At 57.9% G+C, this 12,934-nt stretch carries 14 protein-coding genes; 6 read left to right on the top strand and 8 right to left on the bottom strand.

Annotation, left to right across the window (positions count from 1 at the left end):
* Positions 1-27: 27 nt before the first annotated feature.
* Together BRD58_RS07975 and yciA are read left to right on the top strand one after the other, a co-directional pair.
* On the top strand, positions 28-570 hold the full coding sequence (locus tag BRD58_RS07975; protein ID WP_012848377.1) for a septation protein A: 543 nt from the start codon (positions 28-30) through the stop codon (positions 568-570).
* 64 nt (positions 571-634) lie between these two features.
* Positions 635-1,063 carry an acyl-CoA thioester hydrolase YciA gene (yciA, locus tag BRD58_RS07970; protein WP_012848376.1) on the top strand — a complete coding sequence of 143 codons (429 nt, stop codon included), beginning with the start codon at positions 635-637 and terminating at the stop codon, positions 1,061-1,063.
* 40 nt (positions 1,064-1,103) lie between these two features.
* On the opposite strand, the gene BRD58_RS07965 is transcribed toward yciA, so the two are convergent.
* Positions 1,104-1,955 (bottom strand): TonB family protein, encoded by an 852-nt coding sequence (locus BRD58_RS07965; protein ID WP_078057720.1) that lies wholly within the window; start codon positions 1,953-1,955, stop codon positions 1,104-1,106.
* Positions 1,956-2,253: 298 nt separating this feature from the next.
* Here BRD58_RS07965 and BRD58_RS07960 point away from each other — a divergent pair, with 298 nt between their 5' ends.
* Both BRD58_RS07960 and BRD58_RS07955 read left to right on the top strand, forming a co-directional pair.
* Positions 2,254-2,550 (top strand): YciI family protein, encoded by a 297-nt coding sequence (locus BRD58_RS07960; RefSeq protein WP_015461384.1) that lies wholly within the window; start codon positions 2,254-2,256, stop codon positions 2,548-2,550.
* 387 nt (positions 2,551-2,937) lie between these two features.
* Positions 2,938-3,429 carry a Dps family protein gene (locus BRD58_RS07955; protein ID WP_015461383.1) on the top strand — a complete coding sequence of 164 codons (492 nt, stop codon included), beginning with the start codon at positions 2,938-2,940 and terminating at the stop codon, positions 3,427-3,429.
* A 47-nt stretch (positions 3,430-3,476) separates the two neighbouring features.
* On the opposite strand, the gene BRD58_RS07950 is transcribed toward BRD58_RS07955, so the two are convergent.
* On the bottom strand, positions 3,477-3,653 hold the full coding sequence (locus BRD58_RS07950) for a YciY family protein (RefSeq protein WP_071525666.1): 177 nt from the start codon (positions 3,651-3,653) through the stop codon (positions 3,477-3,479).
* Between the two features lie 189 nt (positions 3,654-3,842).
* On the opposite strand from BRD58_RS07950, the gene cls reads away from it, so the two are divergent.
* Positions 3,843-5,303 carry a cardiolipin synthase gene (gene cls / locus BRD58_RS07945; protein ID WP_012848371.1) on the top strand — a complete coding sequence of 487 codons (1,461 nt, stop codon included), beginning with the start codon at positions 3,843-3,845 and terminating at the stop codon, positions 5,301-5,303.
* Positions 5,304-5,356: 53 nt separating this feature from the next.
* Positions 5,357-5,686: an HI1450 family dsDNA-mimic protein gene (locus tag BRD58_RS07940; RefSeq protein ID WP_015461382.1), complete on the top strand. Its 330-nt coding sequence runs from the start codon at positions 5,357-5,359 to the stop codon at positions 5,684-5,686.
* 63 nt (positions 5,687-5,749) lie between these two features.
* On the opposite strand, the gene oppF is transcribed toward BRD58_RS07940, so the two are convergent.
* From oppF to BRD58_RS07910, 6 genes are all read right to left on the bottom strand, one after another.
* Positions 5,750-6,754 carry a murein tripeptide/oligopeptide ABC transporter ATP binding protein OppF gene (oppF, locus tag BRD58_RS07935; RefSeq protein WP_012848369.1) on the bottom strand — a complete coding sequence of 335 codons (1,005 nt, stop codon included), beginning with the start codon at positions 6,752-6,754 and terminating at the stop codon, positions 5,750-5,752.
* Positions 6,751-7,722, bottom strand: coding sequence for an ABC transporter ATP-binding protein (oppD, locus tag BRD58_RS07930; protein ID WP_012848368.1), 972 nt, complete (start codon positions 7,720-7,722; stop codon positions 6,751-6,753). The genes oppF and oppD overlap by 4 nt, the downstream gene beginning before the upstream one ends.
* 11 nt (positions 7,723-7,733) lie before the next feature.
* The gene (oppC, locus tag BRD58_RS07925) at positions 7,734-8,642 is read right to left on the bottom strand and encodes an oligopeptide ABC transporter permease OppC (RefSeq protein WP_012848367.1); all 909 of its coding nucleotides are present in this window, start codon (positions 8,640-8,642) and stop codon (positions 7,734-7,736) included.
* An 11-nt stretch (positions 8,643-8,653) separates the two neighbouring features.
* Positions 8,654-9,574: an oligopeptide ABC transporter permease OppB gene (gene oppB / locus BRD58_RS07920; protein ID WP_012848366.1), complete on the bottom strand. Its 921-nt coding sequence runs from the start codon at positions 9,572-9,574 to the stop codon at positions 8,654-8,656.
* A gap of 76 nt (positions 9,575-9,650) precedes the next feature.
* On the bottom strand, positions 9,651-11,285 hold the full coding sequence (gene oppA / locus BRD58_RS07915) for an oligopeptide ABC transporter substrate-binding protein OppA (RefSeq protein ID WP_015461380.1): 1,635 nt from the start codon (positions 11,283-11,285) through the stop codon (positions 9,651-9,653).
* A 690-nt stretch (positions 11,286-11,975) separates the two neighbouring features.
* Positions 11,976-12,620, bottom strand: coding sequence for a YchE family NAAT transporter (locus BRD58_RS07910; protein WP_012848364.1), 645 nt, complete (start codon positions 12,618-12,620; stop codon positions 11,976-11,978).
* Between the last annotated feature and the right edge of the window lie 314 nt (positions 12,621-12,934).

Below are 12,934 nucleotides of genomic sequence, written 5' to 3'. Positions count from 1 at the left end.
CCGGTCGATGAAAGGATGGACTGCCGAATGAAGCAATTGTTAGATTTTTTACCCCTGGTGGTATTTTTTGTCTGTTACAAACTGTATGACATCTATGTCGCCTCCGGTGCGCTGGTCGCCGCGACCGCCGTCGCGCTGGTGTTAACCTGGCTGAAATACCGCCGGGTAGAGAAAATGACCCTGATCACTTTTATTATGGTGGCTATTTTTGGCACCCTGACGCTGGTCTTCCATAACGATCTGTTTATCAAATGGAAGGTGACCGTTATCTATACGCTGTTTGCGCTGGCACTGCTGATCAGCCAGATGGTGCTGAAGAAGCCGCTGATCCAGCGTATGTTAGGGAAAGAGCTGCAGCTGCCGGACGGCGTATGGTCCCGTCTGAATGCGGCGTGGGCGCTGTTTTTCCTCGGCTGTGGCCTGGCCAACATCTATGTCGCCTTCTGGCTGCCGCAAAGCGTGTGGGTCGACTTTAAGGTCTTTGGGCTGACGGCGCTGACGCTGGTATTCACGCTGCTGAGCGGGGTTTATATTTACCGCAATATGTCCGAAGAGCAAAAGCACTCCTAAGACTGTGCGCCGGCCTCTGACCGGCGTTTCTTTTGACACTGAGACATCAAGACTGACATTTACTATGAGCGAAAAACTGCGTTTACCGGCAGGTGAACTTGTTCTGCGTACTCTGGCTATGCCGGCCGACACCAACGCTAACGGGGATATCTTCGGCGGTTGGATCATGTCACAAATGGATATTGGCGGCGCTATCCTGGCAAAAGAGATCGCAGAGGGGCGCGTGGTTACCGTGGCAGTGAACGCGATAACCTTTCTTAAGCCGGTGGCGGTAGGCGATGTGGTGTGCTGCTATGCCCACTGCATCCGCACCGGTCGCAGCTCCATCACCGTGAACATTGAGGTCTGGGTGAAAAAGGTCGCCTCCGAGCCGATTGGACAGCGCGAATGCGTTACCGAGGCAGTGTTTACCTATGTCGCGGTCAACGACGCGAATAAATCCCGCGCGCTGCCGGCGGGGAAGGCCAACTTCCGCAACGACGCCGCGCAATAGCCCCTCCCCTACGCCGGGCCAGCGTTGGCCCGGCGTGCGCTTACTCGACGGCCGTCCGGCCATCGATCCGAAAATAGACGGTCACCTCGACGTTCTGCCCCGGGCGCCCGGGCTGGTAACGCCAACGCCGCGCAGCACGCTTGACCTCGCGCTCAAACACCCCGGGCGGATCGGCCGACAGGATAGTGACATTGCCGACGCGCCCCTCGCTGTCGACGTCAAAGCGCAGCTCCACTCGCCCCTCAATATGCAGCGCCAGCGCACGCTGGGGATAGACCGGCTCAGGACGACTGGCCGCCTGCGGCGCGCCCGAGGCCGCAGGCGGCCCACCGCTCGCCGCCGGCGCGTGACCGCTCGCCACACCCAGCTGAGCGCCTGCCGTCGCCTTGGGCGCGGCGCCGGGGACCTTCTCCGGCGACGTCGCCGCCTGCGACATAGGTGATACCGCCTTGGCCGCCGTCGCCTGCGGCGTCGGTACCGGCGGTTTCGCCTTCGGCGGCGCCGGTTTCACCTCTCGTTTACGGGGCTGCGCCCTCTCGCTCGGCTTTGGCTTCGGCTTCGGCGCCTCGGGCGGCGGCGGCTCTTTTTCCTTATGCGCCGTGGGCGCGGTAACGCTCGGTGCCGCTGCCGCACTGGCCTCCTGCGGCGCAGGCGATGCCGTCGCGGCCTGTGGGGCAGACGCCGCCTGCCCGACGGCGGCAAACATGGCCGGATTGACCATTATCGCCTGGATCTGCCCCGCCTCCTCGGCAGGCTGTGGGCGGATCTCATGGTAAGAGGCATACAGCAGTCCAGCAATCAGCGAGGCATGTAGGGATACCGATAGCGCCATCGGCCAAGAAAGGCGACGGACCAGGAAAAATCGCTTCAGGGTTAATTTATCAGCCGACAAGGTGTTGGTAACTCAATGGGTAAATGGACATCGCGTGTTGCCGCCAAGTTTAAATGCAAATAGCAATCATATTCAACTGCGAACTGTCAGAGAGCGTAAAACTGTGCGGCCGCACGGATTATCCTCTGCGCCGACGGTACGGATATTGCGCCTATGACAACGATACCTTAACGTATCGGCTTAGGCGGCGCCGCATTTCCCCCAGCGTCAGGCTCTGCGCCTATGCCCCTCTCGAGAGAGAGGCCAAAACTAGAGCACACTAGCCTCGGTTGGCTCGAATAAATATAAGGAGGAGAATATGTTGTACCTGATTTATGCTCAGGATGCACCAGATACGCTGCAGCAGCGTCTGGCGGCGCGCCCGGCCCATCTGGCCAGGCTGCAGACGCTGCGCGATCAGGGCCGTCTGCTGACGGCCGGCCCCCTGCCGGCGATCGACAGCAGCGATCCCGGTGTCGCAGGGTTCACCGGCTCGGCGGTGATCGCCGAATTTGAATCGCTGAGCCAGGCTCAGGCATGGGCGGGAAACGACCCTTACGTTGCCGCCGGGGTCTACCGCCAAGTCAGCGTAACCCCCTACAAACAGGTGTTCTAACGCCGCATCAGCGCTGAAAAAAACAAAGAAAAAAGCCCGCATTCGCGGGCTTTTCCTTACCTCAGAGAAGCGCACTTAGCCGGGGCTACATGGAGATTCCATTAAAATGCTAAATGCGCTTTTCTGTCACATTGCTGTGATGCCGGGCAGTCTACCCTGATTCCTCGCGGGTCGCAATATCATGATAATTCGGATAAATGCGTTCGCTGCTTTTATTCTCACCTGTCGCTTATGGCGGGCGTCGCCTGCCCGCGTCACGCGGGCTGGATCTCTGCCGCCGACTCTGGCAGGATGGATAAAAAACGGGCTATCCCACTGTATTCAGCGGTGATTGGCGTCCAGCGCGCCTGCCGCTATCCACCGTGTCATCCAAGGAGAGCATGCAGAATGGCAAACAGTAAAAAGAACGCCAAAACCCATATCGGTCTGGATCCCAAAAAATCAGCCGCGCTGGCCGATGCACTCAATGTCCTGCTGGCCAACTACCAGATCCTGTATATGAATGTGCGTGGCTACCACTGGAATATCAGCGGCCCGCAGTTTTTTGAGCTACACGTTAAGTTTGAAGAGACCTATAACGATCTGCTGCTGAAAGTTGATGAGCTGGCCGAGCGGATCCTGACACTCGGCTATCGCCCGCGTCACGCCTTCAGCGACTATCTGAAAAGCGCCGATATCAAAGAGGACGTCGATGTCACCGACGATCGCGGCACCCTGCAGGGATTATTGAGCGGCTATGCCCTGCTGCTGCAGCAGCAGCGGGAAATCCTGCAGCTGGCGACGGACGCGTCGGACGAAGGAACCGTCTCTCTGATGAGCGACTATATTAAGCAGCAGGAAAAGCAGGTGTGGATGCTGAACGCCTATCTGGGGCAATAGCCGACGGGCGAAATATGACCTCAGCCCCGCTGCGCGGGGCTGAATGACTACCACTCGTAGGCAACGGAATAGAGCAAAGAACGGTGATGCTGAATTCTGTGTAAACGGCGAATGCAATAGATATGACGGTTTCTGCGTGACTGACCTTCCAGCCAGCGGCTACGCCGCCGATGGATCTGACGCAGCATACGCCAGCGCCCTACTTCATTTCGACTGTGTCGCATTGTACCCCTCCGGATAATTGCGCTGCGATTATACCCCCCCTGAGAGACAAGCCAACCCCCGAACGGGCCCATCGTATAAAAAGCGCTGCCCACCACGATCTGTATATATTTAACCGCTAAAGGTTTCTTCTTTGTATATCTGTGCGTAAACTCTCAATTGATGGATTTGTGCAAGGACAACCTGCGGTTATGAGCACTTTTTATACAGTAATCAGCTGGCTGGCGATCTTTGGCTACTGGCTGCTGATCGCCAGCGTCACGTTACGGATATTAATGAAACGCCGGGCGGTTCCCTCCGCCATGGCGTGGCTGCTGATCATTTACATTCTGCCGTTGGTCGGCATTATCGCCTATCTCTCCTTTGGTGAGCTGCATCTGGGAAAACGCCGCGCCGAACGCGCGCGCGCGATGTGGCCATCCACCGCCCGCTGGCTGGCCGATCTGCGCAGCTGTCGCAGCATTTTTGCCACCCATAACAGCGAGGTTGCCGCACCGCTGTTCCAGCTGTGCGAACGGCGCCAGGGCATTGCCGGCGTCAAGGGTAACCAGCTACAGCTGCTCACCTCTACCGATGACACGCTCAATGCCCTGATCCGCGATATTGCGCTGGCGCATAACAGCATTGAGATGATGTTTTATATTTGGCAGCCCGGCGGATTGGCCGATCAAGTTGCCGAAGCGATGATGGCGGCGGCAAGACGCGGCGTACGCTGCCGCCTGATGCTCGATTCGGCCGGTAGCGTGGCGTTTTTCCGCAGCCCTTATCCGGCCATGATGCGCGAAGCGGGTATTGAGGTCGTCGAGGCGCTGCAGGTCAACCTGCTGCGCGTTTTCCTGCGCCGCATGGATCTGCGTCAGCACCGCAAGGTGGTGCTGATCGACAACTTTATCGCCTATACCGGCAGCATGAACCTGGTTGACCCGCGCTACTTTAAGCAGGACGCCGGCGTCGGACAGTGGATCGATGTCATGGCGCGTATGGAGGGGCCGGTCGCAACCACCATGGGCATCTACTATGCCTTCGACTGGGAAATGGAGACCGGTAAACGCATTCTGCCGCCGGAGCCGGTATGCAATATCCTCCCCTTCGAAAAAGAGTCGGGTCACACCATTCAGGTGATCGCCTCCGGCCCTGGCTTCCCGGAGGAGCTGATCCACCAATCGCTCTTGACCGCCGTCTACTCCGCGCGCCAGCAGCTGGTGATGACCACCCCCTATTTTGTGCCCAGCGATGACCTGCTGCACGCCATCTGTACCGCCGCCCAGCGCGGCGTCGATGTCTCGATCATCGTGCCGAAAAAGAATGACTCGATGATGGTCGGCTGGGCCAGCCGCGCCTTTTTTACCGAAATGCTGGCCGCCGGCGTTAAAATCTATCAGTTTGAGGGCGGTCTGCTGCATACCAAGAGCGTGCTGGTCGACGGTCAGCTCAGTCTGGTCGGCACCGTCAACCTGGATATGCGCAGCCTGTGGCTTAATTTTGAAATTACGCTGGTCATCGACGATGACGGCTTCGGCAGCGATCTCGCCTGCGTACAGGAGGACTATATCGCGCGCTCCTCCCTGCTGGATCCGCTGGAGTGGTTAAAACGCCCGCTGTGGCAGCGCGTCGTCGAACGCCTCTTTTACTTTTTCAGCCCTTTGCTGTAACCGTCCGCGGGTCGGCCACACCCCGACCGCGGCCTCAATGAGATACTGAGATGATGGATTTAAACAACCGCCTGAGCGAAGAAGAGACCCTGGATCAGGCCTACGATATTTTTCTGGAGCTGGCGGCGGACAACCTGGATCCGGCGGACGTGCTGCTGTTTAACCTGCAGTTTGAGCAGCGCGGCGCCGCCGAACTGTTCGATCCGGCCGAAGACTGGCAGGAGCATGTCGATGTCGAGCTCAACCCCGATTTCTTTGCCGAGGTCGTGATCGGCCTGACCGATGGGAATCCGGACAGCGACGATATCGAGGATGTCTTCGCCCGCATTCTGATCTGCCGGGAAAAGGATCATAAAATGTGCCATATCCTGTGGAAAGAGTAGCACCGATGCGCCGCGTCCAGTAAAAAAACCGCCGTCAGGCGGTTTTTTTAGCGCGCCGCTCGGCTACAGCGGATCGACCTTCAGGCAGGAGACCGCGTGGCGGAAGCTGCCCTCCAGCAGCGGCCGGGTCTGTGCGCACTCCGGTCCGGCCTGAGGACAGCGGGTGCGGAACACACAGCCCGACGGCGGATCGATCGGCGACGGCAGCTCCCCCTCCAGCAGCTGAATCTGCTTATTGCGCTCCCTATCGGGATCCGGCACCGGCACCGCCGACATCAGCGCCTTGGTGTAGGGGTGCTGTGGGTTGTGATACACCTCATCATAGGTACCCAGCTCCACCGCATGTCCCAAATACATCACCAGCACGCGGTCGGAGATATGCTTCACCACCGCCAGATCGTGCGCGATGAAGATCAGCGACAGCCCCATCTCTCGCTGCAGCGACTGCAGCAGGTTGACCACCTGCGCCTGAATCGATACATCGAGCGCCGACACCGGCTCGTCGCAGATAATCAGCTTGGGCTCCAGGATCAGCGCCCGGGCAATCCCAATACGCTGACACTGACCGCCGGAGAATTCGTGCGGATAGCGGTTGATGAGGTTGGGCAGCAGGCCCACCTTCATCATCATCGTCTTCACCCTGTCGCGCACCTCGCCGCGCGCCATCTGCGGATAATAGGTCCGCAGGGGCTCGGCAATAATCTCCCCGATGGTCATCCGCGGGTTTAGCGACGCCAGCGGATCCTGAAAGATCATCTGGATATCGCTGCGCACCTCTCGCCACTGCTTTTCGTTCATGCCCAGCAGATCGCGCCCCAGCCAGCTGACGCTACCGGAGGTCGCCTTCACCAGACCGATCAGCGCGCGGGCAAAGGTCGACTTGCCGCAGCCTGACTCGCCGACAACCCCCAGGGTTTCCCCCTGGTACAGGCGCAGGGTCACACCGTCCACCGCCTTCAGGCGCTTGGGCGGCTGCCAAAACCAGGCCTTGCTGTCTCGAATATCAAAATGGACCCGCAGTTCGGCCACTTCCAGCAATACGTTTTTGTCACTCATTGACCCACTCATGCCAGTTCCTCCACCGTTCTGAAGCAGGCGCGCAGACGCCCATCGCCAAAGGCCGCCAGCGGCGGCGCCGCATCGCAGCCGGCATCGGCATAGGGGCAGCGCGGCTGAAACGGGCAGCCGGCCGGCAAACGCAGCAGGTTCGGCGGGTTGCCTGGAATCGTCAGCAGTGCTCCGTTCTCAGCATCCAGACGCGGCACCGCGTTCAGCAGCCCGATGGAGTACGGGTGCGAGGGGTGATAGAACACGTCGCGCGCCTGGCCATACTCCATGGTTCGCCCGGCATACATCACCAGCACCTTGTCACAGATACCGGCCACGACCCCCAGATCGTGCGTGATCATGATGATCGCGGTATTGAACTCGCGCTTCAGCTCATTGAGCAGCGTCATGATCTGCGCCTGTACCGTCACATCCAGCGCCGTGGTCGGTTCATCGGCAATCAGCAGCCGTGGGCGGCACAGCAGCGCCATCGCAATCATCACGCGCTGGCGCATCCCGCCGGAAAACTCATGGGGGAACATGCGCATGCGCTTGCGCGCCTCCGGCATCTTCACCGCATCCAGCATCCGCACCGACTCATCAAACGCCTGCGCCTTGCTCATCCCCTTGTGCAGCATCAGCACCTCCATCAGCTGCTCACCCACGCGCATATAGGGGTTGAGGGAGGTCATCGGGTCCTGAAAGATCATGGCGATCTCTTCGGCGCGCAGGCGATTCAGGGCCTTCTCCGGTAAATTTAGGATCTCGCGGCCATCAAAGCTGGCCGACCCGTCGATACGTCCATTCGGCGCCAGCAGCCCCATCAGGGCAAACGCGGTCTGCGACTTTCCCGAACCGGACTCACCGACGATCCCCAGCGTCTCGCCGGCGTCCAGCGAGAAGTTAAGATCGTTGACCGCCGTGACGTCGCCGTCCGGCGTTGCGAAGGTCACGCGTAGGGAGCGTACGTTCAGTAAACTGGATTTCATCTCTGCGCTCCTCAGCGATCTTTCGGGTCGAGGGCATCGCGTAGCCCATCGCCGATAAAGTTAAAACAAAACAGCGTGATCACCAGAAAAGAGGCCGGAAAGATCAGCAGCCAGGGAGATACTTCCATCGAGTTGGCCCCATCGCTCAGCAGCGCGCCCCAGCTGCTGAGCGGCTCTTGGGTACCCAGCCCCAGGAAGCTTAAAAACGATTCAAACAGGATCATGCTCGGCACCAGCAGCGACGCGTACACCACCACCACGCCCAGCACGTTGGGCACCACGTGGCGCAGGATAATACGCCCCGTCGTCACCCCGCCCACCTGCGCCGCCTCGATAAACTCCTTACGCTTCAGGCTCAGGGTCTGTCCGCGGACAATACGCGCCATATCCAGCCAAGAAACCATGCCGATCGCGATAAAAATCAGCAAAATATTCTGGCCAAAGAAGGTCACCAGCAGAATGACAAAGAACATAAAGGGAAACGAGTTAAGGATCTCCAGCATGCGCATCATCACCGAGTCCACCTTACCGCCCAGGTAACCGGAGAGTGCACCGTACAGCGTACCGACCACCACGGCCACCAGCGCGGCGGCAATCCCGACCATCAGCGAAATACGTCCACCGATGGCGACACGCACCAGCAGATCGCGCCCGGAGGAGTCGGTACCGAAGTAGTGCCCCCCCTCCAGCGCCGGCGCCGCCGACATCATCCCCCAGTCGGTATCGTCGTAGGCAAACGGCGACAGTATCGGGGCGAATATCACAAACAGGGCGATCAGAAACAGAATGCACAGGCTGACCAGCGCCGCGCGGTTATGCATAAAGCGGCGGCGCGCATCCTGCCACAGGCTGCGCCCTTCCACGTCCAGCTGCTCGCTGAAGCTGCTCACCGCGGCGGCGCTGTTTTTATTAACGAACATAGGCGCCTCTTTCAGTAACGGATTTTGGGATCAATTACGGCGTACAGCACGTCAACGATAGCGTTAAAGACAATCGTCAGGGTGCCGACCAGGATCGTCAGGCTCAGCACCAGCGAGTAGTCCCTGTTCAGCGCGCCGTTGACGAACAGCTGGCCGATCCCCGGCAGGCCGTAGATAGTCTCAATGACCATCGAGCCGGTAATAATGCCGACAAAAGCGGGCCCCATGTAGGAGAGCACCGGCAGCAGCGCCGGGCGCAGCGCATGGCGCAGCACAATGCGGTGCAGCGGCAGCCCCTTGGCCCGGGCGGTGCGGATAAAGTTAGAGTGCAGCACCTCGATCATCGATCCGCGGGTAATGCGCGCGATACCGGCAATATAGGAGAGCGACAGCGCCACCATCGGCAGCAGTATGAACTTCAGCGCCCCACCGTTCCAGCCGCCGCCCGGCAGCCAGTGCAGCGAGATGGCGAAGATCAGCACCAGCAGCGGCGCGACCACAAAGCTTGGGATCACCACCCCGGTCATGGCAAAGGTCATCACCACATAGTCCCAGCGCGAGTTCTGCTTTAGGGCCGCGATGACCCCGGCAGAGACCCCCAGCACAACCGCCATGACAAAGGCGGCAAAGCCCAGCTTGGCCGAAACGGGGAAAGAGGCGGCCACCAGATCGTTGACCGAATAATCCTTGTATTTGAACGAGGGGCCAAAGTCCCCCTGAGAGAGCTGCAGCAGGTAGTGGCCATACTGCTTCCAGATGGGATCGTTAAGATGGTATTTGGCTTCGATATTGGCCATCACCTCTGGCGGCAGCGTGCGTTCACCGGTAAACGGGCTGCCCGGCGCCAGACGCATCATAAAAAACGAGATGGTGACCAGAATAAACAGCGTCGGAATCGCTTCCAAGAAGCGACGGAAGATAAATTTTAGCATAGCCCAAACCCTGTACATCAGCCTCGCGGGCTGTCAGCCACGCCGGCGGCCGGTTTCCCGGCCGCACGACGCGCAATTAATGTTGAACGATATAAAGGTTTTTGTCGTAGACATAGTCCAGCGGATCCTTGCCGGTATAGCCACCGACAAAGGGTTTCACCAGACGGGCGTTAACGTAGTAATACACGGGAACGATGGCTGAATCACGGTCCAGCTGCTGCTCAGCCTGCTGGTAGACCGTCGCGCGGCCGGCTTTGTCCGGCGCCTGCAGCGCACTGGCCATAATGCGGTCAAAGGCCGGGCTCTTGTAGTGCGGGGTATTGTTGCTGCTGGTCGACAGCATCATATTGAGGAAAGAGCTCGGCTCGTTATAGTCGGCGCACCAGCCGGCGCGAGCGACATCGTAATTGCCCTGATGGCGCGAATCGAGGAAGGTCTTCCACTCCTGATTCTCCAGCTTCACGTCGATCCCCAGGTTTTTCTTCCAGATCGAAGCCGCGGCAATCGCCAGCTTCTTGTGCAGATCGGAGGTGTTGTAGAGCAGATTAAAGGTCAGCGGCTTGCCCGGGCCATAGCCCGCCTCCGCCAGCAGCAGCTTGGCCTCTTGGTTGCGCTTCTCCTGCGACCAGCCAAACCAGGCCGGCTGCGTCAGCGCGGCGCCGTCGGTATAGGGCGGCGTAAAGCTGTATGCCGGCAGATCGCCCTGATTTTTGACCTTATTCACAATAATATCGCGATCCAGCCCCAGCTTCAGCGCCTCGCGCACGCGGGGGTCGTTAAACGGCGGCTTCTGGTTATTGATCTCGTAATAGTAGGTGCACAGATAGGGATCCACTTTCACCTGCTCGGGGATCTCCTTCTTCAGCTTCTGGAACAGCTCGATCGGCATATTGTTATAGGTCATATCGATCTCGCCGGCCCGATAGCGGTTCACATCGGTCACTTCCGATGCGATGGGCAGGAAGGTCACCTTATCGATGATCGTCTTCGCATTGTCCCAATACTGCGGGTTTCGCTCCAGCACGATGCGCTCGTTGACGATCCAGTCCTTCAACTTATAGGCGCCGTTGCTGACATAATTCTGCGGCAGAGTCCACTTGTCGCCGAATTTCTCTACCGCCGCCTTGTTGACCGGCTTCATCGCATAGTGCGCGGTCATCTCCGGTAGGTAGGGGACCGGCTCGCTCAGGGTCACCTGGAACGTGCGATCGTCCAGCGCCTTGACTCCCAGGGCGGATTTATCCTGTTTGCCGGCGATGATGTCATCGATATTCGCGACGTGGGCATACTGCAGATAGCTCGCGTAGGGGGATGCGGTCTTGGGGTCGGCCATCCGCTGCCAGCTATAGACGAAGTCCTCTGCGGTGACAGGGTCACCGTTGGACCACTTCGCGTCCGGACGCAGGTAAAATACCCACACTTTATTATCTTTGCTCTCCCAGCGCTGCGCGACGCCCGGGATCGTCTGCCCCTGGCTATCGTGCTGCGTCAGCCCTTCCAGCAGATCGTTGGTCACGTTGTTTTCCGGCACCCCTTCGATCTTGTGCGGATCGAGAGAGGAGACCTCCGAACCATTATTTCTGACCAGCTCCTGCTTAGCCGCCAATTTTACACCGGCCGGAACCTCGGCGGCCTGCGCTATCGCCGCGACGCCCAGTGCGCTGCAAATCCCAAGGGTTAACATACTTTTTTTAATGATGTGTTTGCTCATTACTACCACTCCCGTATTCGAAAGGAAGCCTGCGGGCAGGCGGGTCAACATCGTTATTTATTCACTGCGGTAATGAAGGAACGGTTCATTCGCTGCAGCTTGCCTTATACCGCCTTCGCGGCGGCTGGCATTTATTGTTGCCGGGTAACAAAATAACGGCGCCTATGGCCGTTTGATGATGGGCTGGGTCAGCGCGGCTACCGAGCGGTCGATCTCCTATAGCATCCTGGTCTACCGAGCGCGTCGTCTCGCGAACCGACGCCCGCAGAGGTGCGTGACGTCCTAGGTGAACCGACTGATGGCCTGTGAGCACTGTTGTATTCCGTACTTTCTCACAGACTGCCCTTCCCCATGATAAAAATCAATTGTAAGTCACTGATATAACATAAAATATAAGCTTAAAGCATTTTGCATTGTCTAAAATTTCAACTTTTCGCTGAAAATCAAAACAATATTACATTTGATAAGATTTATTCAGATAAAAAAACTAATTAAAATCGAGGAAACGATGAAGAAACGCCGGACAATGTACACAATGTCAGCGTCTGTGTAGGAGAATTTTACGGAAATGGGCGCGAGGTAGGCGAATTAACCCGTCGACAAAGACGATCGCAAAATAAAAATAAGATGAGTAACGATATTGTGCAGATATATCTATTACAGGGGCGACGTCCCCGCCGCCCCGCGCGATTACAGCAGGCCGGGAAAAATGGCCTTCACCCCGGTGACGATAAATTCAATCCCCAGCGCCATCAGCAGCAGCCCCATGATACGGGTTACGACGTTGATCCCTGTCTGCCCTAACAATCGCACCAGCAGCGGCGCGGCGCGGAACAGCAGCCAGCAGCAGAAAGCGAACAGGATGATCGCCAGCGAAAAGCCCAGCAGGTTTTGCCAGCCGTGATAGCGGGAGCTCCAGACGATGGTCGAGCTGATGGCACCGGGGCCGGCCATCAGCGGCAGCGCCAACGGCACTACGCCGACATTTTCGCGGATAGCCGTTTCCGACTTCTCCTGCTTATTCTGCTTATCCTCACCCAGCTTACCGCTGATCATCGACATGGCGATAGTCATCACCAGGATACCGCCGGCAATACGGAAAGAGTCGATGGAGATACCAAAGACATTCAGTATCGAATCCCCCAGCAGCAGCGCCGTGATCAGTATAATGGCCACCGACAGGTTCGCCGTAAGGTTAGTTCGGTTGCGCGCCGCGGCGGCCTGATAGCTGGTCATGCTGATAAACACGGGCAAGATCCCAACCGGGTTTACCAAGGCGAACAGGCCAATAAAGAATTTGATATACCCGGACAGGTCCAGCAGAGACTGAGTCACTATGTGCTCCACAATATAAAGATGATGGTCATCGCGCGTAATGTAATTGAAATGACTGCGCCGATCTATCATTCCACCGTAGAATTTTTACTATTTGCCGTCGATATGCGCAGTATCGTCTGTGGTTAAATCTGGCGACGGGATACCGGTTTTGTTGTTTTTTATACGTAAAGGCGCTGAGTTTTCGTTAAAGATGAGATTTATTCTCATTAAGACCATGCTGAATGGTGTCAGCTTGACGTTTTCGTGACCTTAATCACAAAACAAATACCCAAGAATGAGTAAGCTCGACGATATCAAAAAAGATGGATACG

The organism is Edwardsiella piscicida (assembly GCF_001896205.1).
Lineage (GTDB): Bacteria > Pseudomonadota > Gammaproteobacteria > Enterobacterales > Enterobacteriaceae > Edwardsiella > Edwardsiella piscicida.
Note: the sequence above shows the minus strand (reverse complement) of the source record. Positions and strands in the feature narration are given on the sequence as shown.

Coding starts and splice junctions, on each gene's coding strand:
- BRD58_RS07975 (WP_012848377.1), top strand. CDS start 28: ATGAAGCAATTGTTAGATTTTTTACCCCTGGTGGTATTTTTTGTCTGT.
- yciA (WP_012848376.1), top strand. CDS start 635: ATGAGCGAAAAACTGCGTTTACCGGCAGGTGAACTTGTTCTGCGTACT.
- BRD58_RS07960 (WP_015461384.1), top strand. CDS start 2,254: ATGTTGTACCTGATTTATGCTCAGGATGCACCAGATACGCTGCAGCAG.
- BRD58_RS07955 (WP_015461383.1), top strand. CDS start 2,938: ATGGCAAACAGTAAAAAGAACGCCAAAACCCATATCGGTCTGGATCCC.
- BRD58_RS07950 (WP_071525666.1), bottom strand. CDS start 3,653: ATGCGACACAGTCGAAATGAAGTAGGGCGCTGGCGTATGCTGCGTCAG.
- cls (WP_012848371.1), top strand. CDS start 3,843: ATGAGCACTTTTTATACAGTAATCAGCTGGCTGGCGATCTTTGGCTAC.
- BRD58_RS07940 (WP_015461382.1), top strand. CDS start 5,357: ATGGATTTAAACAACCGCCTGAGCGAAGAAGAGACCCTGGATCAGGCC.
- oppF (WP_012848369.1), bottom strand. CDS start 6,754: ATGAGTGGGTCAATGAGTGACAAAAACGTATTGCTGGAAGTGGCCGAA.
- oppD (WP_012848368.1), bottom strand. CDS start 7,722: ATGAAATCCAGTTTACTGAACGTACGCTCCCTACGCGTGACCTTCGCA.
- oppC (WP_012848367.1), bottom strand. CDS start 8,642: ATGTTCGTTAATAAAAACAGCGCCGCCGCGGTGAGCAGCTTCAGCGAG.
- oppB (WP_012848366.1), bottom strand. CDS start 9,574: ATGCTAAAATTTATCTTCCGTCGCTTCTTGGAAGCGATTCCGACGCTG.
- oppA (WP_015461380.1), bottom strand. CDS start 11,285: ATGAGCAAACACATCATTAAAAAAAGTATGTTAACCCTTGGGATTTGC.